The 23,553-nt window shown below is 38.4% G+C and carries 19 protein-coding genes; 9 read left to right on the top strand and 10 right to left on the bottom strand.

What is annotated here, in order from left to right:
- Window positions 1-41: 41 nt before the first annotated feature.
- The 4 genes from ACT4_RS09425 to ACT4_RS09410 all read right to left on the bottom strand — a co-directional run bounded on the left by ACT4_RS09425 (window position 42) and on the right by ACT4_RS09410 (window position 4,900).
- Window positions 42-1,490: a deoxyribodipyrimidine photo-lyase gene (locus tag ACT4_RS09425; RefSeq protein WP_007481686.1), complete on the bottom strand. Its 1,449-nt coding sequence runs from the start codon at window positions 1,488-1,490 to the stop codon at window positions 42-44.
- 114 nt (window positions 1,491-1,604) lie between these two features.
- Window positions 1,605-2,087 carry a peptidylprolyl isomerase gene (locus tag ACT4_RS09420; protein ID WP_004878390.1) on the bottom strand — a complete coding sequence of 161 codons (483 nt, stop codon included), beginning with the start codon at window positions 2,085-2,087 and terminating at the stop codon, window positions 1,605-1,607.
- A gap of 113 nt (window positions 2,088-2,200) precedes the next feature.
- Window positions 2,201-3,487: an NAD(P)/FAD-dependent oxidoreductase gene (locus tag ACT4_RS09415; RefSeq protein ID WP_007481683.1), complete on the bottom strand. Its 1,287-nt coding sequence runs from the start codon at window positions 3,485-3,487 to the stop codon at window positions 2,201-2,203.
- A 93-nt stretch (window positions 3,488-3,580) separates the two neighbouring features.
- Window positions 3,581-4,900 carry a D-alanyl-D-alanine carboxypeptidase PBP6B gene (locus tag ACT4_RS09410; protein ID WP_007481682.1) on the bottom strand — a complete coding sequence of 440 codons (1,320 nt, stop codon included), beginning with the start codon at window positions 4,898-4,900 and terminating at the stop codon, window positions 3,581-3,583.
- A 170-nt stretch (window positions 4,901-5,070) separates the two neighbouring features.
- Here ACT4_RS09410 and ACT4_RS09405 point away from each other — a divergent pair, with 170 nt between their 5' ends.
- Window positions 5,071-6,774, top strand: coding sequence for a M61 family metallopeptidase (locus tag ACT4_RS09405; RefSeq protein ID WP_007481681.1), 1,704 nt, complete (start codon window positions 5,071-5,073; stop codon window positions 6,772-6,774).
- A 72-nt stretch (window positions 6,775-6,846) separates the two neighbouring features.
- Here ACT4_RS09405 and uraH read toward each other — a convergent pair whose 3' ends face one another.
- A complete protein-coding gene (gene uraH / locus ACT4_RS09400; protein ID WP_007481680.1) occupies window positions 6,847-7,245 on the bottom strand; it encodes a hydroxyisourate hydrolase in 399 nt (132 codons plus the stop codon).
- Between the two features lie 491 nt (window positions 7,246-7,736).
- Here uraH and ACT4_RS09395 point away from each other — a divergent pair, with 491 nt between their 5' ends.
- The gene (locus ACT4_RS09395; RefSeq protein ID WP_007481679.1) at window positions 7,737-9,968 is read left to right on the top strand and encodes an NADP-dependent isocitrate dehydrogenase; all 2,232 of its coding nucleotides are present in this window, start codon (window positions 7,737-7,739) and stop codon (window positions 9,966-9,968) included.
- A gap of 191 nt (window positions 9,969-10,159) precedes the next feature.
- A complete protein-coding gene (locus ACT4_RS09390; RefSeq protein ID WP_007481678.1) occupies window positions 10,160-10,630 on the top strand; it encodes a hypothetical protein in 471 nt (156 codons plus the stop codon).
- Between the two features lie 263 nt (window positions 10,631-10,893).
- Here ACT4_RS09390 and ACT4_RS09385 read toward each other — a convergent pair whose 3' ends face one another.
- A complete protein-coding gene (locus ACT4_RS09385) occupies window positions 10,894-11,697 on the bottom strand; it encodes an rRNA large subunit pseudouridine synthase E (protein ID WP_007481676.1) in 804 nt (267 codons plus the stop codon).
- Window positions 11,698-11,891: 194 nt separating this feature from the next.
- Between ACT4_RS09385 and icd the strand changes: the two genes are divergently transcribed.
- Window positions 11,892-13,148 carry an NADP-dependent isocitrate dehydrogenase gene (gene icd / locus ACT4_RS09380; RefSeq protein ID WP_004878398.1) on the top strand — a complete coding sequence of 419 codons (1,257 nt, stop codon included), beginning with the start codon at window positions 11,892-11,894 and terminating at the stop codon, window positions 13,146-13,148.
- A gap of 76 nt (window positions 13,149-13,224) precedes the next feature.
- On the opposite strand, the gene ACT4_RS09375 is transcribed toward icd, so the two are convergent.
- Window positions 13,225-13,848, bottom strand: a complete 624-nt coding sequence (locus ACT4_RS09375) for a DJ-1/PfpI family protein (RefSeq protein WP_007481674.1) — start codon at window positions 13,846-13,848, stop codon at window positions 13,225-13,227.
- A gap of 272 nt (window positions 13,849-14,120) precedes the next feature.
- Between ACT4_RS09375 and ACT4_RS09370 the strand changes: the two genes are divergently transcribed.
- The 3 genes from ACT4_RS09370 (at window position 14,121) to ACT4_RS09360 (ending at window position 18,958) form a co-directional block, all read left to right on the top strand.
- Complete coding sequence (locus tag ACT4_RS09370; RefSeq protein ID WP_007481672.1) at window positions 14,121-14,939, top strand: PhzF family phenazine biosynthesis protein; 819 nt, start codon at window positions 14,121-14,123, stop codon at window positions 14,937-14,939.
- A 145-nt stretch (window positions 14,940-15,084) separates the two neighbouring features.
- Window positions 15,085-17,853 (top strand): pitrilysin family protein, encoded by a 2,769-nt coding sequence (locus tag ACT4_RS09365; RefSeq protein ID WP_007481670.1) that lies wholly within the window; start codon window positions 15,085-15,087, stop codon window positions 17,851-17,853.
- A 139-nt stretch (window positions 17,854-17,992) separates the two neighbouring features.
- Complete coding sequence (locus ACT4_RS09360; protein ID WP_007481668.1) at window positions 17,993-18,958, top strand: calcium/sodium antiporter; 966 nt, start codon at window positions 17,993-17,995, stop codon at window positions 18,956-18,958.
- Between the two features lie 74 nt (window positions 18,959-19,032).
- Here the strand turns inward: ACT4_RS09360 and ACT4_RS09355 are convergent, their stop codons facing one another.
- Window positions 19,033-19,416, bottom strand: coding sequence for a DUF3144 domain-containing protein (locus ACT4_RS09355; RefSeq protein ID WP_004878403.1), 384 nt, complete (start codon window positions 19,414-19,416; stop codon window positions 19,033-19,035).
- 104 nt (window positions 19,417-19,520) lie between these two features.
- Here ACT4_RS09355 and ACT4_RS09350 point away from each other — a divergent pair, with 104 nt between their 5' ends.
- Entirely contained in the window at window positions 19,521-20,153 is a 633-nt protein-coding gene (locus ACT4_RS09350; protein ID WP_007481665.1) for a hypothetical protein, read from the top strand.
- Between the two features lie 348 nt (window positions 20,154-20,501).
- On the opposite strand, the gene ACT4_RS09345 is transcribed toward ACT4_RS09350, so the two are convergent.
- Window positions 20,502-21,947 carry a CYTH and CHAD domain-containing protein gene (locus ACT4_RS09345; protein ID WP_007481663.1) on the bottom strand — a complete coding sequence of 482 codons (1,446 nt, stop codon included), beginning with the start codon at window positions 21,945-21,947 and terminating at the stop codon, window positions 20,502-20,504.
- A gap of 177 nt (window positions 21,948-22,124) precedes the next feature.
- On the opposite strand from ACT4_RS09345, the gene ACT4_RS09340 reads away from it, so the two are divergent.
- Window positions 22,125-22,496, top strand: a complete 372-nt coding sequence (locus ACT4_RS09340; protein ID WP_007481661.1) for a DUF962 domain-containing protein — start codon at window positions 22,125-22,127, stop codon at window positions 22,494-22,496.
- 99 nt (window positions 22,497-22,595) lie between these two features.
- Here ACT4_RS09340 and ACT4_RS09335 read toward each other — a convergent pair whose 3' ends face one another.
- Window positions 22,596-23,552 carry a M15 family metallopeptidase gene (locus ACT4_RS09335; RefSeq protein ID WP_007481659.1) on the bottom strand — a complete coding sequence of 319 codons (957 nt, stop codon included), beginning with the start codon at window positions 23,550-23,552 and terminating at the stop codon, window positions 22,596-22,598.
- Window position 23,553 lies beyond the last annotated feature (1 nt).

Genomic DNA, 23,553 nt, shown 5'->3' with positions numbered 1-23,553 from the left:
ATAAATTTTTTATCTATTAAATTTATGATATGCGAGGCAACTTATAAGTAAGTCTTAAATACTTCAATCGCTTTTGCTCTTGATATCTTTAGATCAACCATAGGGCGTGGATAATCTAAGTGTTTTATTGCATTTTTTGCATAAGGCTCATGGATGGTTTTAGCATCTAAATGGGCAAGTTCAGGTACCCATCGACGGATATAGTCACCATTTTCATCGAATTTCTGTGATTGGCTGATTGGGTTGAAAATACGGAAATAAGGAGCAGCATCTGTTCCTGTTGAAGCACACCATTGCCAGCCACCATTATTGGCTGCTAAGTCCCCATCAATCAACTGTTGCATAAACCATTGTTCACCTTTGCGCCAGTCGATGAGTAGATTTTTGCTGAGGAACATCGCACAGATCATGCGAACACGATTGTGCATCCAGCCAGTCGCTAAGAGTTGACGCATACCCGCATCAACAATTGGAATGCCTGTTTGCCCTTGTTGCCATCGTTCCAATCCACTCGGATCATCATTCCATGTGATTTTTTGAGTAGATGCTTTAAATGGCTGATGCTTAGACACTTGTGGGAAGTCAAATAAGATATGTTGATAAAATTCACGCCATAACAACTCATCTAACCATGTCTGTTGACCTTCAGACTCAATTAAAAAATCACCATGTTGTTGTCTGAACAACGCTTGAATGCATTGTCGAATCGAAATAATACCGATATTTAAGTAAGCGGATAATTGGCTCGTTCCAGATAGGGCTGGAAAGTCTCTTGCTGTTTTATAATCTGTGACATGATCTTTGATAAATTGATCTAGCAACGATAAAGCATAAGATTCTCCAATAGGCCATTCTGTTAAATGGCGATCCTTGATTTGGGTCAAGTAAACTGAACGTAATGTTTCGATATCCGCTGTTGATGATTGAGCAATATCAATATCAATTTGTATTTTTTTCTGAGAAGAGGGTGATGGGTAGCATTGCGGTAGACCATGTTCTAGACGTTGATAGCAGGTTTTCTTAAATGCGCCAAAAACTTGATAAGGGGTATCTGATTGATTACGGATCGAAGCAATAGGGAATAGAGTACGATCATGAAAAAGATGAAATTCTTTATTTTGCGAATTGAAAAAGGCTTGTACTTCCTTATCTCGTTTTAACTCGTTGACTCCGAGTTCGATATTGGCAAAGATGTTTTCAATCTGAATGTCTTGCAGAAGTGTGTTGAAGTAATCGGGAATATCTTTCCAAAAATCAATGTTTTTTATAATCAGCGGAATATTGAGTGCGTTTAGTTGTTGTTCCAATGTTTGTAATTGGCGTAAATAAAAATCTATTTTAATCGCTGCATCATCATGTCGTTGCCATTGTGCAGGTGACAAAATACAGATTGCAATGCAAGGACCAGCTTGAGTTGCATGCCATATCGCAGCATGATCATGGATTCTTAAATCTTGGCGAAACCAAATTAACTGATAAGCATTTGACATAGAATGGCTGTATTAAAATTTAATTTAAAAGATTAATTATTATTTTATCTAAGTCTATGTGAAGAAAAAGCAAAGCCGAAGCTTTGCTTTTTTTAATCTAATTCAAGAAATGAATTAGTGGTGGTGACCACCTACACCGTGTACATGACCGTGATCTAATTCTTCTTGAGAAGCATCACGGATTTCTACGATTTCAACTTCGAAAGTAAGGTCTTGACCAGCAAGCGGGAAGTTTGCATCAACGATAACGTTTTCGCCTTCAATCGCTTTAACTGTAACGATTTGAACGCCGTCATCAGTTTGAGCTTGGAATTGCATACCAGGTTGGATGTTGTCTACACCTTGGAACATTTGAGCTGGAACTTCTTGAACTAGGTCAGGATTGTATTCGCCGTAACCTTCAGCAGCTGGAACGTTTACAGTGAATTTCTCACCAACAGTTTTACCTGTAAGTGCATTTTCTAAACCAGGAATGATGTTGCCCGCGCCGTGCAAATATGCAAGTGGTTCACCTTGAGATTGATCAAGTGTTTCACCCTCAGCGTTTGTTAAAGTGTAGTGGAATGAAACCACGTGGTTATTTGCAATAGCAGTCATGTTATTTGATCCATTCAATCAATTTAGGTGTACATCATAAAGTGAAAAATAGGTTCTTTTCCACTTTTTGACACTATTCAACTATAAATGGGAACGAAATTTGAGATTTCAACTCAATACAGTTTAATTTTTGGGCGTACACGACGCGTTAGAAAATCTTTCATGGTTAACATGCCTGCTTGGGTATAACCATGAATATTTGCTTGATGCAGTCGGTAGAGTGAGACGTACATGGTTTTTGCAATAAAGCCTTGTACGCTAACATCGCCGAGCAATTCTCCTACAGCTTGATTACGGCTCAATGAAACCAATGAACCTTTATCATTAAAGCTAAACATAGGTTGTGGTGTGCCTGCTATACGAGCAGCCATTGCATCGACTAGAAACGTTGCTTGCTGACTAGCGACTTGAGCACGAGGGCCCAATGGTGGTTGACGCGCATCTAACTGGCAATTCGCGCAGTCACCAAAAGCAAAGACATTTTGGTCTGAGTAAGTTTGTAGCGTTGCATAAACCATCAAACGATTAATCTTATCTCGTTTGAAATCCTCGAAACTTTCTAAAACCTTAGGTGCTTTTACTCCTGCTGCCCAGACTGTGATATCTGAATGGATGACTTCACCATGACTAAAATAGACATTTGACTCATCCACTTTTTGGACTTTATGTTGAGTCAAAATTTCAATGCCCATTTTTTTAAGCTGTTTTGTACTATGCGCAGCAGTCTTTTCATTTAATGCTGGCAAAATACGGTCAGATGCTTCGATCAGCGTAATTTTGACTTGTTTAGGGTCAATTTTCTTCAAGCCATAACGGTAGAAGTTCTTGGTAGTTTCAATTAACTCAGCAGCAAGTTCAACGCCTGTTGCACCCGCACCGACAATTCCAATATTCAAAGCGCGTACATCTGCTTGATTTTGCGCCTCGATATAAAGATGGAATAAATCTTGTTGGAAAATATCAGCTTGTTGACGGCTATCTAGGAAATGACAATGTTCACGAACACCTTCTGTTCCAAAATCATTAGATACCGAGCCGACAGCAAGCACTAAGGTATCGTATGTGAGGTTTTGAATTTGAGGTGTGTGTTCTTTGGAAAGCTGTGGGGGAGAAATCACAATTTGCTTTTGGTCTTTATTGACCTTAATGAGTGTGCCGAGTACAAACTCGAAATGATGCTTTTCAGCGTGGGCAAAATAATTGGTTTGTTCTTCGTGAGGATTGAGAGAGCCAGCGGCTATTTCGTGAAGGAGAGGTTTCCATATGTGTGTGAGGTTTTGATCGACTAGGGTAATTTTAGCTTTCTTTCGTCTACCAAAACGTTCACCTAGTTGTGTTGCAAGCTCTAAACCACCTGCGCCACCGCCCACAATCACGATATGATGTAAGGTTTTGCTCATGATTAACCTAATTATTTTTGTGAAAGGATGGTTGGATTATGCCATCCTTTTTTCACGATTGTATGGTCAATCTTGATAAAAATAGTAGACTTTTTATCCTTGATTTAGAGGGTAAAGTTTGGCAACCTTAGAATCATTGGTTGAAAAAAATGAGAATAAATTAGAGAACCAAATCATAATTTTCTGGAAAATATTAGCCTCTTCAATATGCACATCATTCTCAATCTGAAAGCTGCGAATTAACTGATTATTTTGATAAATTGACACAGTTGCCAAGTTCATCACTTGCATCAATGGTGCAGTTAAATGCTGTTCATTCAACTCAATATTGATATGCGTATTTGTTGTTTGTAATGGCTCAACCGATGTTACTTGCTGGTTAGCATCCACTAAATGAATACGTTGTGTCGTTAAGTCAAAGCTATTTAAGTCGATGGGTGCCGTTGGAGCGTATAAAGAGGTAGTTACAATCGTGGGTTGTTGAGTTTCAACCTTAAACATTTTTAACGTTGATTTAATTACGGGCAACTCAGCAATCAATCTTTGTTGTGGAATAACTTCTTCGTCACGCGTATAGGTATAAGCTAGGTTCATAAGCTTATGCGCCACTTCCGCACGCTTTTCCGCACTTGGCGTACCTAGAACCACAACAATCAGACGGCGTTTTTCAACATGAGGATTAAGGGTTGGGCGTTCAGCAGTGAGTGCCAAATTATAACCCGCTGCTTTGGTATAACCTGTCTTTAAACCATCTGCTGTTGGATCCATTTTTAATGCAAGGTTAGTTGCATGATGGAAATGTTGGTTATAGCTAAAGCTTGGCATTTTTGAATAATATAAATATTCTGGTGTTTGTTTCACGATTGCTTTTGCAAGCATGCTCAGATCAGCCGCAGTAGAGTAGTGATCAGTCATCGTGATCCCAGCTGGATTACTAAAGTGAGTGTCTTTCATACCAAGTGCTTGAGCTTCTTGGTTCATTCGAGCAACAAACTGAGGAACACTACCTGAAATCTTTTCCGCAAGTGTTACTGCCGCATCATTGGCAGACATGACAATCAAGCCTGCTAAAAGCTGATCAACAGAAATTTGTTCGCCCGTTTTTAAATACATCTGGGACTCATCCCACATGATGGTATTCACCACAGGCGTTGCCGTAATAACGTCTTCTTTACGTAATTTTCCAGCTTCTATTTCTTTTAACGCGATATAAGCAACCATCATTTTTGTCAGTGAAGCAGGGGCACGTTGTACATGACTATTGTGCTCTGAAATGATCTGTCCTGACTGAGCATCGATGATAGACCAAGCCTGTGCTTCAACTGATTCGGGTGCGATATTAAGTAAATTTGCATGCGCGAAGTTGACACATAGCAAGCTAAACAACGTAAAGAGAGAGAGGATGAATTTCACGTAAACACCTTGTGTTGCCGATCCAATGGCACGAAATGCGAAAGAAGCATCCTATGACTTTTTGGCTATGGAAGCTAGCGACTTTTGCTGACAATTACGACATCTACGCATGACTTTGTAAAAAAATGCTAAGCTGTGAGAAATTGTTCTTATTTTTACGATCTAAAGCTATGTTGCACTACCAAATTGAGTTCGACGATTATCGCCAACATCTTGTTCATGTCACCCTTCGTTTTCTAGCAAATCCTAACCAAGAACTTTGGTTGCCAACGTGGATACCGGGTAGTTATTTGGTTCGAGAGTTTTCAAAGCATATTGAATCAGTGAAGGCTTCTGATGAAGCAGGGCGCATACTGAGCATTAAAAAGACAGAAAAGAATCGCTGGCGTTTATTCAATACGGATCATGAGCTGATTACAGTTGAATATGATGTCTATGCATATGATCTATCTGTTCGTGGTGCTTATGTTGATCAAACTCGCTTATATATCAACCCAGCATGTGTTTGCTTAGGTTTACAAGATCAAGAACAAGCGCCTTGTGAAGTTGAGGTCTTCCTACCTGATGAGCTAAAGCATTTTCAGATTGCAACAGGTCTAACTTCAAAGAGTCTCGTCAAAGGTCGTTTCACATTAAAAGCTGAAAATTATGATCAGTTGATTGATAGTCCATTTGAACTTGCTGATCAAAGTCGTTTTAGTTTCGAAGCTAATGGTATTCCACATGAGTTTGTGATTTCAGGTAAACACAGTACCGATTTGGATCGTTTAAAAGCAGACATCAAGAAAATCTGTGAAACTGAAATTAACATGTTTGGTTCTGCGCCATTTAAAGACTATACCTTTATGACGATGGCGACTGGTAATAGTTATGGTGGATTAGAACACTGTAATAGTACGAGTTTAATTACGCCACGCGATGATCTTCCAAAAGCGGGCGAAGCTGAAGAACCATCTAAGGATTATCAACGTTTCTTAGGCTTATGTAGTCATGAGTATTTCCATTCATGGTTGGTTAAATTTATTCGTCCTGAAAATTTTGCCAATTATGATTTGCACAAAGAAGGCTACACCAGCTTACTTTGGATTTTTGAAGGTTTCACCTCTTACTATGATGATTTAATTTTATTGCGTAGCGGTGTGATTTCTCAGAAGTCATATTTAGATTTACTCAAAGCACAAATTGATCGTTATTTGCAAAATCCTGGTCGCTTTATTCAGTCAGTTTCTGAGTCGAGTTTTGATGCGTGGATTAAATTCTATCGCCAAGATGAGAACTCAAATAATGCGGGAACGAGTTATTACAACAAAGGCAGCTTAGTCGCACTGTGTTTAGATTTAGGATTGCGTTTGCGTGGTTCGAATCTTGACTCTCTCATGCGTCGTTTATATGAAAATACTCAAAATGGGATGCAAGTAAATGATCGTACCATTGTTGAGCTATGCAATGAGTTGACGGGGGATAATTGGATTGAACAAATCAATCACCTCATCAATACTACAGATGAATTACCACTCGATCAGTTGTTTCCTGAGTTTGGTTTAAGTTACAGCATTAAAAATGACAAGGCTTTGCCATTTGGTTTAAAAGTGGCAGATAAGGCGGAAGGTGTTGTGATTCAACAAGTGCGTCGCGAGAGTGCCGCTGCTCAGGCTGGCTTATCTGCTAACGATGTCATTATTGCCGTTGATGGTTTAAAGGCATCTGAAAAACTCTTAGCGAAGTACGCAAAGCAACAAGGCACATTTACAGTTTATGCATTCCGTCGTGATGAATTGTTGCAGTTTGAAATTTCAGCAGGAGAAAATTTACTCTCAACAGTTGAATTTAACATTGATGATCAAGTGAAGTTGGATGCTTGGTTGAAAAATTGATCTAAATTTTAGGATCAAGATTTTTATTGGAAAAGAGGGATTCAGTTTTGAGTCCCTCTTTTCCAATTGGATTTAATTTCCACGATATGTTGAATATCCATAAGGACTAATGAGCAGAGGGATATGGTAGTGCTCAAGTTTTCCATCAACAGAAAAGATAACTGGAACTTCTGGGAAAAATGAACTCTGTTTATTCTTTTGAAACCATTCACCTGTTTTAAACGTCACTTTATAAATACCTTTTTCAAAAGGAGTATCCTGTGGATATAGTGCAGTGATTCGACCTTGTTGGTTTGTCGTGCTTTCACTTAGTTCTTTCCATTGATTATTTTGTTGTTTTTCTAAAATCACTTTTACGCCAGCAGAGGGAAGACCATTCTCTAGATTGAGAACATGCACACTTAGTGGATTTTGAGCAAAGCTAAAAGATGAAATAAAAATCGCTGAAAGTGGAACAAGCGCTTTAATCATGTTTCTGATCCTAAAAATAAAAAAATGATTTTAATCATTTGTTCAAAATTTAGGTTTACAAAATGTATATGAAACTAGAGTCGAATATTCGTTTCGATTCAAACAATCTATTATGAATAGATATTTCTTGTAAAAGATTGGACATATATTTATGTACAAATATAAGTCCAAAGATGAATGCACAAATTGGATAAAGAATATTCATATTGTGGTATTTCGTAGCGAAATGTCGTTATCACGATATATTGCATTGACTGAGAAGTAATCAAAGCTGATACTCTCATGTTTTATTTAATCTAACCGGTTCGTTAGTGGTAAAGCTTAAGCTTTATACTATTATTTCGTAGCGAAATGTCATTATCACGGGATATTGCGTTGACTGCGACAAGATCAGGGCTGATACTCTCAGACCTTATTTAAGCAAACCGGTTTTAAAGGACTGGGTCAAAAGCTCGCTCCTCAAAAACTCAACCTAACACAAGGGGCTATATATGGCTGGTGGAAAGTCAAAAATCATTTACACACTGACTGATGAGGCGCCACTACTGGCGACCTATTCTCTACTGCCGATCATTGAGACCTTTACTAAGCCAGCTGGCATCGAGATTGTCAAGAGTGACATTTCTGTAGCTGCACGTGTACTTGCAGAATTCTCGGACTATTTAAGCGACGAGCAGAAAGTGACTAACAACCTTGCGGAGCTAGGTCGTCTCACGCAAGATCCAGATACAAACATCATTAAGCTTCCAAATATCAGTGCTTCTGTTGCTCAGTTGACTTCATGTATCAAAGAGCTTCAATCAAAAGGTTTTCCAATCCCTGACTATCCAGAAAACCCGACAACTGAAGAAGAGAAAGCAATCAAAGCTCGTTACGGTAAATGTCTTGGTTCAGCAGTAAACCCTGTTTTACGTGAAGGTAACTCTGATCGCCGTGCACCAACTGCTGTTAAGAATTATGCTAAAAAACACCCGCACTCAATGAGCGAGTGGAAGCAATGGTCACAAACTCACGTTTCGCACATGGAAGAAGGTGACTTCTACCACGGTGAAAAATCAATGACGCTTGATCGCGCACGTAACGTAAAAATGGAACTCATCACTAAAAATGGTGAAACCATTGTGCTTAAGCCGAAAGTTGCGCTTCAAGACGGTGAAATCATTGATTCAATGTTTATGAGCAAAAAAGCACTTTGCGATTTCTATGAGAAAGAACTCGAAGATTGTCGTGAAGCTGGTATCTTGTTCTCATTACACGTTAAAGCAACCATGATGAAAGTGTCACACCCGATCGTATTCGGTCACTGTGTGAAAATTTACTACAAAGATGCTTTTGAAAAACACGGTAAGTTATTTGACGAATTAGGTATTAATGTCAATAACGGTATGGCTGGTCTCTACGAGAAAATTGAGACGCTACCTACATCACTCCGTGAAGAAATTATCGAAGACTTACACGCTTGCCAAGAACACCGTCCTGCATTAGCAATGGTAGATTCAGCAAAAGGTATTACTAACTTCCATTCGCCAAACGACATCATTGTCGATGCATCTATGCCAGCTATGATCCGTGCGGGCGGTAAAATGTGGGGTGCTGATGGTAAGCAGTACGATGCTAAAGCAGTTATGCCTGAATCAACTTTCGCACGCATTTACCAAGAAATGATCAACTTCTGTAAATGGAATGGTAACTTTGACCCACGTACCATGGGGACAGTGCCAAACGTTGGTTTGATGGCGCAAAAAGCAGAAGAATACGGTTCACACGACAAGACTTTTGAAATTTCTGAAGCAGGTGTAGCAAACATCACTGACCTAGAAACTGGCGAAGTGTTGATGTCTCAAAACGTTGAGGAAGGCGATATCTGGCGTATGTGTCAGGTGAAAGACGCACCAATCCGTGACTGGGTGAAACTTGCTGTAACGCGTGCGCGTAACTCTGGTATGCCAGCAATCTTTTGGTTAGATCCATACCGTCCACACGAAAATGAGTTGATCAAGAAAGTTGAAGAATATCTGGAAGATCACGATACAGATGGTTTAGATATCCAAATTATGTCGCAAGTTCGTGCAATGCGTTATACGCTTGAGCGCGTAGCTCGTGGTTTAGATACGATTTCTGTAACAGGTAACATCTTACGTGACTACTTAACTGACTTGTTCCCAATCATGGAATTGGGTACTTCAGCGAAAATGTTGTCTATCGTACCGTTGATGGCTGGCGGTGGAATGTATGAAACAGGTGCGGGTGGTTCAGCACCTAAACATGTACAACAGCTTGTAGAAGAAAACCACTTGCGTTGGGATTCTTTAGGTGAGTTCCTTGCGCTTGCTGTTTCTTTAGAAGAGCTTGGTATCAAAGAAGATAACAATCGCGCTAAATTGCTTGCTAAAACATTAGATCAAGCAACTGGCAAACTTCTTGATAACGACAAGTCTCCATCGCGCCGTACAGGTGAGTTGGATAACCGTGGTAGCCACTTCTACTTAGCAATGTACTGGGCTGAAGCTTTGGCTGCTCAAGACGAAGATGCTGAATTGAAAGCTAAATTTGCACCTCTTGCAAAAGCATTGGCTGAAAATGAACAGAAAATTGTTGCTGAGCTTGCTCAAGTACAAGGTAATGCTGCGGACATCGGTGGTTACTATGCAGTAGATACTGCAAAAGTAAATGCTGTAATGCGTCCAAGTGCTACGCTTAATGCTGCGCTTGAAACAATTTAAGTGTTAATACAGAACTAACAAGCTTGTTGGTAATGTAAAGAGACCGATGCTAAAGCATCGGTTTTTTATTTATAATATTAAATGGTTGAATTAAAATAGACCCAAAATACCAAGGAAATTAATTTAATAGGATATGACGTTGTAAAGATGAAAACTTCAAACGCTAATTAAAATTATAGAAGATTGTTTTGATGAAAATAATGGTTGAAAGAAAGAGTTGGAATGAAATCTTAATAAGTTGTACTTTGCTTGTAATTACTTATGGTATCTTGGCAATGCAAGTTGATATTTATCATAAAAACTTTAATTACAAATGGACTGAGAAATTTATTCATGAAGATTCTTCATTTAAGATATATAGTTCTTATAAAGTAAAAAGGAAAAGCTTTTTTAAGAATTATTATTTAAAAATATATAAAGGAGATCAACTTTTTTATACAGATGAATGTGCCTTATCTTTAGAAAATTACTGTAAATCTATAATTGAAAGTGGAGGCCTACCAATTCAAAATTTAAAATATAAGGAAGGCATAGGGGGATCTAATCAAGATGTTATTTATTATGTTCAGTCTTTTGAGATAATAAATAATAGGGAAAATAAAAAAATTGATTATTCTTTGGTAGATACTAGTCCTAAAAAGGGAAATAATATTTTTTTATAATCATTGCTCTCTTATTATGTTTGGCTGCACATATTTGGATTATAAGAAAATGGCTTTTAACGAGGAAAAAGGATTTTGCTGAAGTGAATCAATTGGAATATTGGATAGTTAAAATTGGATTGCCATTGAGTATGGTTGCGGCTTTCATCTTGTTTTTTAATAAATTTCAGTCTATTTAAGGTTTAAACATAAAGATTTGGAAAAATAAATATGTTATTAAGGAGCTATTTTATAGCTCCTTAATACTAATACTTTAAAAGATATTAACGACCATTACGGGTGCGACCGCGTGGTGCTTTGGTATTTGGACGCGTCGTACCATTAGTCTTACGACGTGGTTTCTCGCTTTCATCCATTTGCCAAATACGCTTTGTACCTGACTTTTTCTTTTCCCCACCTTTTGCATCGCCATCTTTCTTTTTCTGATGCATTGGCTTACCGCCAGTACCACCTGGTTTTTTCACGTAAGAACGAGAGCGATAAGGCTTATCTTCAGGCACATCTTTAAAATCAGGATATAGCAAAGGTTCGATTTCGGTTTGCTCGCCCGGTTGTAAACCCATACGAACTAAATCAATAGAACCAATCTTAGTACGAATCAAACGCAAAGTCGGAAAACCAACAGCAGCTGTCATACGACGAACTTGACGATTACGACCTTCACAGATTTGTAGTTCAATCCAACTCGTCGGAATATTTGCACGGTAACGAACAGGTGGATCACGCTCCCATAACCATTCAGGTGCATCAACCTTGATCGCTTTTGCAGGTAAAGTCATACCATCAGCAAGTTCAACCCCTTTACGAAGTTGCTCCAGTGCTTCTTCAGTTACATCACCATCAACTTGAGCGAGGTAAGTTTTAAATTTCTTATTCACTGGGTTGGTAATGTATTGATTTAAACCGCCGTGATCAGTAAGAAACATTAGACCTTCTGAGTCAAGATCTAATCGACCTGCGAGACGTAAATCTGGGTCGTGAATAAAATGAGCAAGCGTGAGATGAGCCTCATCCTCACGGAACTGCGACAATACGTCGAAAGGTTTGTTAAATACGACTATTTTCATATAAATATACTACTTGGGTTTTAGGCGGCATCACAAAAGTAACGGTTTTTATTTATAGGGAAAATGTTGTTATTTCCCGTATAAATCGCAAACAACCTTTGTTTTGAACTAAACTGTTTCATGTAATAAAAAACGAAAGTATGCCATAGAAGGCATGTATAAATTCGCTAAATACATGAGGGAGAACCTGCAAAATGGGTTATCAGAAGATCGTGGTTCCTGCAGATGGTGACAAAATCACAGTGAATGCAGACCTGTCACTGAATGTTCCAAATCATCCAATCATTCCTTTCATTGAAGGTGATGGTATTGGTGTGGATATTACACCAGCAATGAAAGCAGTAGTAGATGCTGCAGTTTTAAAAGCTTACGGTGGCAAACGTTCGATCGAATGGATGGAAGTTTACTGCGGTGAAAAAGCCGATAAAATTTATGGCACATACATGCCAGAAGAAACATTTGAAGCTCTACGTGAGTTTATTATATCAATTAAAGGCCCATTAACCACACCTGTTGGTGGTGGTATTCGCTCATTGAATGTCGCTTTACGCCAAGAATTAGATTTATATGTATGTGTTCGTCCTGTGCGCTGGTTTGAAGGTGTACCATCACCAGTACAGCATCCTGAACTAACAGACATGGTTATTTTCCGTGAGAACTCAGAAGATATCTATGCTGGGATTGAATGGAAGGCCGACTCTCCAGAAGCCAAAAAAGTCATTAAATTTCTGCAAGAGGAAATGGGTGTGACCAAAATCCGTTTCCCAGAGGGTTGTGGCATTGGAATCAAACCTGTTTCGAAAGAAGGTACTCAGCGGTTGGTACGCAAAGCAATTCAGTTTGCAATTGATAATGACAAACCTTCTGTGACGCTTGTTCACAAAGGCAATATCATGAAATACACCGAAGGCGCATTCAAAGAATGGGGCTATGAATTGGCTCTTGAGCGTTTTGGTGGTGAGTTATTAGATGGTGGTCCTTGGGTAAAAATTAGAAATCCCAAAACAGGCAAAGACATTATTATCAAAGATGTGATTGCAGATGCCTTCTTGCAACAAATTTTGATGCGACCTGCTGACTATTCTGTGATTGCGACATTAAACCTTAATGGTGATTATATTTCTGATGCGCTTGCTGCTGAGGTTGGGGGAATTGGCATTGCGCCGGGTGCCAATATTGGTGGTGCAATTGCGGTTTATGAAGCAACTCACGGTACAGCTCCGAAATATGCAGGACAGGATAAAGTCAATCCAGGGTCGATTATTTTGTCAGCTGAAATGATGTTACGTGATATGGGCTGGGTAGAAGCTGCTGATTTGATTATCACAGGGGTTTCTGGTGCAATCTCCGCTCGTACTGTGACTTATGACTTTGAGCGTCTAATGCCAAATGCAACTTTGTTACGTTGTTCAGAGTTTGGTCGAGCGATCATTGAACATATGGAAGATTAACTTTTATTGAGTTAAGCAAAAAGAGCGGTATGATCCGCTCTTTTTTATTTTCAGCTAAGAATTCTTGACGTAATTTTTAGCCTACTATTTCAGTGGTTGTTAGTTTAGAAAAAGGATCTACATTTGGATCATTATTCCAAATATATTCTGCTTCTTCTGCACATAACTGTGCAACTTTTTCACCTTGAGTCTCGTGGATAAATGCAAGGGTCATATCCATACCCGCACTCACACCTGAAGATGTATAAAATTTTCCATCAACTACCCAACGTGCTTGTGCTTGCCATAACACTTTGTCATTTAACTTTTTGACGAGTTCAAAGGCCATTTTATTCGAAGTGGCTTTGATTCCATCAAGAATACCTGTCGCAGCAAGCAGTGAGCTACCCGTACAAATACTCAGCACAGAGCCACTTTGTGAAGCTAAAGTTTTTAGCTCATCTAGGAATGCTTGATTTTTAATCAGTTCAAAAGTGACGATACCCCCTGGTACGACTAAAATACTTTGGCTATTGATTTCCATTGCCTGAAAAGCTTGAGTCTGAACTGTGACCCCATGTTTATTGGAAATTAATCCGCCATGTAGACTATAGAATTGCACTTGATAATGCATTTGCAGTAAGCCAAAGAGTTCAACGGGCCCCATAATATCGAGCGTCTCAAAGTCATCAAATACGATAGCATTCACTGGAATAGGCATTTTATTTCTCACAGATTTAATCTGCATAACACCATAAAGATCTGCCTATTTTTCTGTGTGAATAACTGTATGGCTTATTTTTATTTATGCTAAATCATTGGACTTTTGAGTTGATCTGAAAGCAAGCGATGCCTGAATTTAGAAGATTTTTTGAACATTCGAGAGACCAAGTATTCAAAAAAGTAGGTGTATCGAAAATTTAGAAAAAACTGTATCTATGATTTATCTACCAAACGTTCAAAATAACTGAAAATTAGAGAAGGTGCTGTGACATGAAAATGTATCAAGTTGATGCTTTTACAAAAGAATTATTCAAAGGAAATCCAGCGGCAGTTTTTGTGATGGATGAATGGTTAGATGAACAGCTGATGCAAAATATTGCCATGGAAAACAATCTATCAGAAACGGCTTTTGTGAAAACGCTTGATGAGAGCAACTATGAGATTCGTTGGTTCTCTCCAACGGATGAAGTTGCATTCTGCGGTCATGCCACTTTAGCCAGTGCTTTTGTTCTTTTTAAGGATTTTACCACGGCGAAAACAATTCAATTCCATGTACGTGAATTGGGGATTTTTATTGTTAGCCAAGATGCAGATGGCAAAATAAAAATGAACTTTCCGATTCGTAAAGCTGAATTAGTTTCTGAGTATCCACAAGCGTTACGTGATGGATTAACCAAGCCGTTTAAAGCAGTTTATCGAAATGCTCAAGCTTATATTGTTGAGTATGAAACAGTGCAAGATGTATTGGACGAGCGACCTGACTTGGAAAAACTCAAATTATTGGGACAAGTCCGTACAGCGATTACGGCATCTCAGCCAGATGTTGCAATTACAGCACGAGGAGAAGGGCAGTTTGATTGTGTATCCCGTTATTTTGCTCCAGCAATTGGGATTGATGAAGACCCTGTAACGGGTTCAATCCACACTGCGATTGTACCTCTTTGGGCTGAAAAATTAGATCAGACAAGATTAATTGCTTTACAAGCTTCCAAACGTGGTGGGATTTTAGAATGTGTTATCGCATCTGAAGATCGTATTGAAATCTCAGGTTATGCACATCTGTATATGCAAGCGGAACTTACGCTTTAAGTTTTTAACTAAATCAATATAAAAACAAAGAAAAAAGCTGTTTAAATAAGCAGCTTTTTTCAAAACATAACTATTAAAGATGCGAATCATTCTCTACTATAGTCTGTCATTTTTATTTAAATCACCAAAAATAATTGGATAATCTATGTTAATGCGGTTTAAGCAGCTTACTCTCTCTCTTTGTTTAATCGGGTTGAGTGCAGCGTCTTGGTCTCAGACGGTGCTCGTAAAAAGTGAAAAGAATATTGAGGAATATAAATTAGATAATGGTTTTAGAGTTATTCTTGCGCCAAACGATAAAGAAAATAAAGTTTATGTAAATACGGTTTATTTAACAGGCTCGTTAAATGATCCAAAAGGTAAAGGTGGTCTGGCTCATTTACTTGAACATTTGGCATTTAAAGGCACACAAAATGTTAAAGGTGAAGAGTTCCAGCGCCGTTTAGATCAATACACATTAATGACCAATGCCAGTACGGATTATTATTCGACTAAGTACTTAAATATTGTTCGCCCTGAAAAAAATGCATTGAATGAAATTCTATACCTTGAGTCTGAGCGTATGGATAAATTGGTGTTGCAAGAAAAGTTCGTTCCTTCTGAAATTGAAATCGTAAAACGTGAACGTGAAATCCGTATGGATCAACCTTTTGCTGTTTTATTAGATCAGATGTGGAAAGCCGCTTATGGCAATCAATATTTAGGTCGTTTGCCGATTGGTGATTTACCAGAGTTAAAATCTATAAAAATGAATGAGCTGAATCAGTTTTATAGAACATGGTATGCACCAAATAATGCAGTGATGGTGATTTCAGGAAAATTTGATAAGGCTGAAGTTTTAAGCAAAATCGACCAATACTTCAGTCCGATTGCTGCTCGTCCTGTACCTGCACCAGTCCAAGTGCCAGTCTTAGATTCAAGTAAAATTGAACAACGTCAGTTTACCGTTCAAAAGGGCAGTGACTTAGCCAAATTCCATATTTACATGAATGGAAAAAATACAGCATTACAACCAACTTTAGCACTCGCACCTGCACTATATACAATGCAACCAAGTGGAGTGTTGTATAAGAGTATGGTTGAAACGGGTATAAGCACCGCTGTGCAATCGACAACATGGTTAGATCAAGATTTTAATGTTGTGTTTATGGGGGCAATTTACGCACCAAATCATGATGCTAAAAAAGTCGATGAATCATTAAAAGTCGGTGTTGAAAATAGCCAACCATTTACTGAAGCTGAATTGCAGCGTATTAAAAATATTACCCAAAACTCTGCTGATACTATTATGAATGATGCGGTGGCTTTAGGTTCTCGTTTAAGTGATTATGCTGTTTCATCTCATGGTCAATGGGATCAATATTTTAAAGATTTACAAGCAGTTCAAGATTTAAAACTTGATGATGCGAATAAAACACTGAAACAGTTTTTAGTGTCATCACATCGTATTTCAGGCGACATATTACCTACGCCTGAAGATCAAAAGAAAGCGATGACTTTAAAAGCAGAGGATAAACCAAAAACTTTGGATCAAACTGCTGAAAAGCCTGAACCAATGAAAGATCCAAGCGTTTATAAACAAGAGGTTGCTCAGTTTGTAGCCCAGTCTGCACAAGAATTGCAAAAGAATGAGCAGAAGATCAAACGCGGTGAGTTAAAAAATGGGATTCGTTATGCTTTGTTCCCAACATCGACTCGTGATGATAAAACCTATGCGACGATTAGCTTAGATTTCGGTAACGAAAAATCATTGTTTGGCAAAGGTGTTACTTTAGATTTAACCAGTTATTTAATGCTGCGTGGTTCAGAGAAACATACCTTGCAAGAAATTACTGATAAAGCCATTGCTGCAAGTGGTGGTGCGTCAGTCAGTTCAAACGGCAATGGTTTTACGATCGTTGTTCAAGCGAAGAAAGATAAATTTGAGGATTTCTTAAACTTCATTATTGATGTCATTAAACAACCAAAATTCTCGCAAACGGAATTTGACCTAGCAAAAAATCAGAGCTTGTCTGTTTTAGATCGACCATATACTGAACCTGCGGTAGTGGCTTCAATGACACTCTCTAAAATTCTAGAGATTTATCAGCCAGGCGATTTGCGTTATCACTTTGAACCTGAACTTGCTAAAAAAGAAATCAGTAATTCGGCTCAAGCTCAAGTAAAACAATTCTATGATCAGTTCTTTATTACTGATCATGCTCAGATTGCTGTAACAGGTGATTTTGATGCGAAGAAAATGCAAAAAACGTTGCAGAAAGCTTTTGGTTCTTGGAAATCAAAACAACCTTATGAAAAGGTAACTGGGCAATATACCGTTTATAAAGCACAGAAAGTTCATGCACTTTCTGAACAGCGTGAATTTGGTAGTTATCAAAGTATTTTGGCACTTCCTGTAGGTTCATATCATCAAGATGCACCAGCATTGATTGTACTCAGCCATATTCTAGGTAATTCGCAATTGTCTTCTCGTTTAGCGCAAGAGCTACGTGAGAAGAATGCATTAGTTTACGGTTTTGGTAGCGGCCTAGACTTAGATCCAGATGTGAATGATGGTACGCTAAGTATTACGGCAAACTACACTTCTGGTCGTTCTGATCAAGTTTCTCAATCTGTACATAAAGTGTTGAATGAGCTTTTGAGTAAAGGTGTGACTGAACAAGAAGTCGAAGCTGCAAAAGCAGACATCATGAAAAAACGTGTGACTTCTTTGGAAGATGAACGAAATATTCATGGGATGCTCACTGGTCAATTAGAGCGTCATAAAACGCTACTTGATCGTGCTACTCGAGATCAAGCACTTGCTAAATTAACCAAAGCAGATGTAGATGCGGTGATTAAAAAATACATCAAGTTAGATCATTTCGTTGAGGTGATGGCTGATCAATATGGACAGGCTCAGAACTCTCAATAATTTATTGAATATAGTGGGTTAGTTTTATCCCACAACTTTACTTAGATGCAAGTAGATAGATCATTTCTTTCTGCTTGCATTTTATTATGCGTACAATCAATTGTTATGCTGTTGATCATTATAAATAGAGGAACAAATCATGCTTTGGGCTGTGATCGCGGTCATTCTCGGATTGGTATTATTAGTTTGGAGCGCAGACAAGTTTATTGATGGCGCTTCAGCAACGGCAAGTCATTTTGGTATGCCACCTTTATTGGTTGGTATGGTGATTGTTGGCTTCGGGACGTCTGCACCTGAAATTGTTGTTTCTGTGATGGCTGCGATAGATGGCAATCCAGGACTGGCATTAGGCAATGCTTATGGCTCCAATATCGCAAATATTGCATTAATACTTGGTGTTACGGTTCTAATTCAACCGATCATGGTGCATTCCGCTGTTGTGCGTAAAGAGCTTCCTCTGTTATTACTTGTGACAGGTATTTGTATTTTCCAGATCTTTGACGGCGTGCTTAGTCGAAATGATGCCATTATTATGCTGTTGATGCTTGTTCTATATATGGGCTGGACGATTTGGCAAGGAATGCGGAACCAAAGTGATGTATTAAGTCATGAGTTTGATCACCAATTACAAGAGACAGAAGTCCCTTTAAAGACATCAGTATTTCAGTTGATTTTTGGTCTGATTGTCTTAGTGATTAGTTCACGACTATTGGTTTGGGGAGCCGTGGAAATCGCTCAAGCTTTTGGTGTGAGCGAGCTGATTATTGGTTTAACCGTTGTTGCTGTTGGTACATCCTTACCTGAGTTGGCATCTTCTATTGCAGCGGCCCGAAAAGGAGAGCTTGATATTGCGATTGGCAATGTGATCGGCTCAAATATGTTCAATACACTCGCTGTGGTTGGGCTTGCTGGCATAATTCATCCTACGATAGTGCCGCCAGAAGTTTTACAGCGCGATATGGTTGTAATGGGCACACTGACATTGAGCTTGTTACTTTTCACGTTGAGCTTTAAAGGGCAAGGGCGGATTGGACGCGTTAAAGGTAGTATCTGGCTATTTAGTTTTGTTGCATACACATGTTATTTGATTAATACTGCATTTTAAATGGAAAAAGGCACTGAAATATTCAATGCCTTTTTCTTATTGAGGAATGAAATAGTCATTCCCGTACATTCGAATTAGTGATCATGCTTATGTGCGTGGAAGTCTTCGTTTTTACGGAAGCGAAGATAGTTTTCAAATTGTTCGCAATATTCATCAAAATTATCTTCTAACATCATTTGGAATTGTTGGAGTAAATAAGACATCACTTGTTCTTTCGCTTCACGCATTTCTTCGCCATCTTTAAAGTTATTGGCAGCAACCCACGTATTAAAACGAGCAGTGGCGAATAACATAGCCGCGCTCACTTGACCACGTAATTCTTCTGGCTTTGCTTGTTGACCTTTCGGTGGGCGACAGAAATCATTTGCTTGCTTGATAAACTCATCCGCACGCTCAAAAAACACCGCATTTAAAGCTTCTTCTTCCGTTACATCAGTGGCATTAATTTTTTGAGACATGGTAATTCCAAACAACAAATAAGACACATTATTATAGACAAAGCCTTGTCGAAACTAAACCTTTGCCTTAATCTAAAATAGCCTAAGCAATACGGATCAAGATGATGCAAGATGCGATCGCCATTCAAAGTCTAAAAACAGATATAGCCTTACTTCGTCAACATATTTATCCACCACAATACTTACAACATGTCGAAGGTTTGCCAATTTATTATGGATTGAAAGAAGAAGTTGAAGCGTATTATCGTCAATGGCAGCCTTTAATCGAAAGAGCACAGCAGTTGTGCCAGCCATTTATGGAAGATGAAGCTGTGGAAGCGATTCATCTTCCAAGTCATTTAAATTTGCCCTTGTTTTTCTTTCATGTAGATCGAATTCGCATTAATAAAACGCGAGCTAAAGAATCAAAGACCTTTCGTGGTGTGGCTGCTTTGGTGGAGAAATGTGGACAATTTGATACAGATCAAATTTTTGCGATGCAGGAATGGTTGGGAAGTGATGACACGGCAGCTTTAGTTGCCCATCGTGAATTTATTGATTTACGAACTTATGTGTTTCAGCATGGACAAAGTGAATATACACGAACACGTTTTTATATGAATGGTGTGATTCTGAGTGTTGAGCCACATTTTAAATTAGTAGATGCACGGGATAAGCCACGTAAGCAGCGTAATGATAGTTATAGTGATCCGATTGCAGATAATGGGATTTGGAAAATTTTTGGAAAGTATCGGTAAATGATCTAATTGAGTATTTTACTCGCAAATATGAGTGTCGGGAGCGTCATCTACAACCTGAGCAAGCCAAAGCGATTAAAGCTTTGGCACAGCGCAAGACAAACGAAGTGCGTAGTTCATGCTCAAGCAAGCTTTCACCTTGCGGTACGGCAAAGATTATTAATCTTTGCTATTCGTACCTCAGGTTTTGTAGATCTTACGTTGCTATAACCGCAACTCAGGTTTTACCTACTTTTCCCGAAATGAGAAACAACGTTTCGCAAGGTAGGTCTCCGAAGGTATCTTCTGAAATTGAATGAAAAGTCGGCATGACTCCGATATGAAATAAACTTAGAAAATGAAAATTTATTACCAAAAAGCGTCTTGAATAGATAGAGTTTTCAGCTTTTTATCTGCTTTCTTTGCAACATGCGGTTGTTGCGCTTTGACCCAACCTAATGCAAATAGAAACTCTGATTGTCCTACTGCTTGTTGCTCAAAGATTTTTTCAGCAACATAAAGATCATTATAAAATCCTAAATATTCCTGAATCGGCTCCAGTTTATCTAAAAACGGTTGGATATTTTTCTCAGGATAAAGACCTGCAATAAAGTCGATGCAGTAACGCAATTGTTTAACACGTTTACGAGTGCGATGTTGTTGCTCAACAGGAAGATCTAGAAACTGAGCTGAGTCTTTTAGAATTTTGGCGTACAATTGAGATAAGCTTTTTGCCACCTGTTTAGATAGTTTGGCTTTATGTTCATTTTCACTATACACAAAGTTTAATAGTGATAAAAATAACTGCGTTGTTTTGGGATGACTAAACTGTTGGGCAATGTTATTTGGCTGATTAGTGATCAGCCCAAATTCAAAATGAGACACCTGTTGAACCAAAGGGATGACAGCGTCTTTGATTGCATCAAAATCACGAGATTCTCCCAGAGCTTGAAAAATTTCAGCTAATTGGCTTTCCCATGTTGGATCAATTTGTGTCGACCAATTGGAAAAATGTTTCAAAGCAGAACGCAAGCGGCGTAATCCGACACGCGCTTGATGAACATGAGTCGCTTTGGCTACACCATCTGCAATCGCAGCTGCATTAGGCAGAATATGGTTCAAGGTATTTTCAATAATCTGTTTTATTGCTTGTTCGGCACTGGCATTTGATTCTAAATTTAACGATTTAGCTTTGGTGGCAGGAGAAACTTTTTTGCCAATAGCCAATAAATTACCGCGTTCTGCTTTGCTTCTTACATCGAGCCATAACTGATATTTTTCTACCCAAGTTTTAGAGAAAAGAATTAAATCTTGAGCAGAACCTTGTTTCAGCTCAAATTCTACCTCACAGATTTTTGCTTGATCGGTAGGTGTACGGATTTCTCCGTCATCTAAGCAGACTTCTATTTTTGAGTTTTCAAATTCAAATACATGAAAGCTTCTTTGTACATCAGTTTGAAACTGCAAGATTAATTCTGGAGCATTATTACCCAAAATATCACGTAGGACACTTTGAACAGTTTGGTTATGTTTATAAAGAGATAGATCGAGTTCAGGTTCTTCTGCGCATTTACCCAAGAAAATATCTTCTTCGATACGCTGTAAATGATTTTTGCTCGCCGCTTTAAATGTCTGTACCCAATGTTCACCTTCTTGACGTAGACGAATCGCAACGTAATTTTTCGCAAGTAGGCGGTCTGCTGTATCGTAATACTTAGCTTGTAAACGAATTTTCTGTGCTTTTTGCTTATTTAAAGTTTGTAAGACATTTTTTTTCTTAGATTCAGGAAGTTGAAATTTTAACTCTATTTCCATGATGTAATGACTCCTGATCAATGAGACTGATAAATATAAAAATGAGTATAACCTGTTGATCTTAACAATCATTATAAAGTTGTTTTAAGTTGGAAAAGGATGGCATGCAATGACTTTATTTTGAACAAAAAATGCATTAACGTGTGCTAAACCTTATAAGATTAGGATGATCATAAAATGAATGCACCAGCAAATTTACCTCAGCCAGTGGAATTCTCTTTGCCTATTAAAAACTATAATGAGTTTTACCGTTTTTATTTAACTGAGCATCGAAATATTACGAGTCGCCGTATGCATGTGGTAGGCAGTTCGATCGGTTTGTATTTCTGGAGTAAAGCAATCCGCCAACGCAAGGCAAAATATTTGGTTTATGGTCTACTATCTGGTTATGCTTGTGCATGGGTGGGGCATTTCTTCTTTGAACATAATAAGCCAGCAAGTTTCAAGCAACCTTTATATAGCTTTATTTCAGATTGGCGTATGTTGTCAGATGTTGTACGTGGACGATTGAGTTTAGTTGATCGTCAGTTTGATAAGATTGATAGCTAATTATCTTTGTAATATATCTATTTAGATAAATAAGTTTAGATAGATATATTTTAAATACTTGATGAAGTACAAGCCTTAATTTTTTATTTAAAACACAAGCTAAGATTGACTTGCCGTTAACTGCCCTTCGGCAATAAGTTGCTCTGCCATTTCTTTGGTTTTTCTTAAACCAGGCATTCTATATTCAGTGTGACCATAGTCTTTGATTGACTTCCAACGGCCACCCCAAGTCAATCCTACAGATTCTGCAACTTCCCCATAAAGTTGATAGCCGCGCATTGCCCAAGGATCTCGTTCCGTAATCACAATTTTTCCATTGCGTCTAAATGCGACATCGGCAGCAAGCCCAAACTGGTGATAGCTTTGATAACCTTTAGCACGTGTTGTATTTGGATTGCCTGCTAGCATGTTTTGTCGACTTGGGCTGCGATAACCTTCCAGTAACACAAGGTCATACCCATGTTGTTCCTTCATGATTTTAAAGACCATAAGTAGACGTTGTTTATAACGAGGATTAATTTTATCCCATTTACGATCAACAAGAGGCGAGTCTAAACTGCCATGTGAGTGTGTTATTGGAATCTCGATTTGAGATGCATCAATGCTCATATTATGTTGAGCCTGATATGCTTGCTCTAATCGAGTTGCTTCAACAATTGCATCTTGAACTAGTGTTTCATCTACTTCTGGTGGAGGACTGAGTATTTCTCCATCGAGTAACGCATATATTTGCGGATCAGTTTCCTTCAAATATTCTGCTTCGATTCGAGTAGAATCAATCGGCCGTGTAAATGCAAAGATCAGAATACTAGAAAATAAAAAGAAACCTGCAATTAAGATCCACCATTGTTGTAAATGCCAATCCGACTGGATTCGTGAAGGAGATGCTGCTTGATGCATATTTTCAGCAAACTGCATTGCATTTGCTAATCGCTTCTTACTATCAGGAATCACAGACAGCAAACTTTGCTTAACTTTAAAACGCAATTCGTGTGACATTAATAGTGTTAGTGTAATGACGACACTTATGAAGCAGATTGCAATAAACCAAATCATT

The organism is Acinetobacter sp. NBRC 100985 (genome assembly GCF_000241225.1).
Taxonomy (GTDB): Bacteria; Pseudomonadota; Gammaproteobacteria; order Pseudomonadales; family Moraxellaceae; genus Acinetobacter; species Acinetobacter venetianus.
The sequence above is the reverse complement of the archived record's forward strand: the minus strand, read 5'-3'. Positions and strand labels throughout refer to the sequence as shown.

Bases quoted from the DNA above. Each gene is read 5' to 3' on its own strand.
- ACT4_RS09425 (WP_007481686.1), bottom strand. From the start codon at position 1,490: ATGTCAAATGCTTATCAGTTAATTTGGTTTCGCCAAGATTTAAGAATC.
- ACT4_RS09420 (WP_004878390.1), bottom strand. From the start codon at position 2,087: ATGACTGCTATTGCAAATAACCACGTGGTTTCATTCCACTACACTTTA.
- ACT4_RS09415 (WP_007481683.1), bottom strand. From the start codon at position 3,487: ATGAGCAAAACCTTACATCATATCGTGATTGTGGGCGGTGGCGCAGGT.
- ACT4_RS09405 (WP_007481681.1), top strand. From the start codon at position 5,071: ATGTTGCACTACCAAATTGAGTTCGACGATTATCGCCAACATCTTGTT.
- uraH (WP_007481680.1), bottom strand. From the start codon at position 7,245: ATGATTAAAGCGCTTGTTCCACTTTCAGCGATTTTTATTTCATCTTTT.
- ACT4_RS09395 (WP_007481679.1), top strand. From the start codon at position 7,737: ATGGCTGGTGGAAAGTCAAAAATCATTTACACACTGACTGATGAGGCG.
- ACT4_RS09390 (WP_007481678.1), top strand. From the start codon at position 10,160: ATGAAAATAATGGTTGAAAGAAAGAGTTGGAATGAAATCTTAATAAGT.
- ACT4_RS09385 (WP_007481676.1), bottom strand. From the start codon at position 11,697: ATGAAAATAGTCGTATTTAACAAACCTTTCGACGTATTGTCGCAGTTC.
- icd (WP_004878398.1), top strand. From the start codon at position 11,892: ATGGGTTATCAGAAGATCGTGGTTCCTGCAGATGGTGACAAAATCACA.
- ACT4_RS09375 (WP_007481674.1), bottom strand. From the start codon at position 13,848: ATGCCTATTCCAGTGAATGCTATCGTATTTGATGACTTTGAGACGCTC.
- ACT4_RS09370 (WP_007481672.1), top strand. From the start codon at position 14,121: ATGAAAATGTATCAAGTTGATGCTTTTACAAAAGAATTATTCAAAGGA.
- ACT4_RS09365 (WP_007481670.1), top strand. From the start codon at position 15,085: ATGTTAATGCGGTTTAAGCAGCTTACTCTCTCTCTTTGTTTAATCGGG.
- ACT4_RS09360 (WP_007481668.1), top strand. From the start codon at position 17,993: ATGCTTTGGGCTGTGATCGCGGTCATTCTCGGATTGGTATTATTAGTT.
- ACT4_RS09355 (WP_004878403.1), bottom strand. From the start codon at position 19,416: ATGTCTCAAAAAATTAATGCCACTGATGTAACGGAAGAAGAAGCTTTA.
- ACT4_RS09350 (WP_007481665.1), top strand. From the start codon at position 19,521: ATGCAAGATGCGATCGCCATTCAAAGTCTAAAAACAGATATAGCCTTA.
- ACT4_RS09345 (WP_007481663.1), bottom strand. From the start codon at position 21,947: ATGGAAATAGAGTTAAAATTTCAACTTCCTGAATCTAAGAAAAAAAAT.
- ACT4_RS09340 (WP_007481661.1), top strand. From the start codon at position 22,125: ATGAATGCACCAGCAAATTTACCTCAGCCAGTGGAATTCTCTTTGCCT.
- ACT4_RS09335 (WP_007481659.1), bottom strand. From the start codon at position 23,552: ATGATTTGGTTTATTGCAATCTGCTTCATAAGTGTCGTCATTACACTA.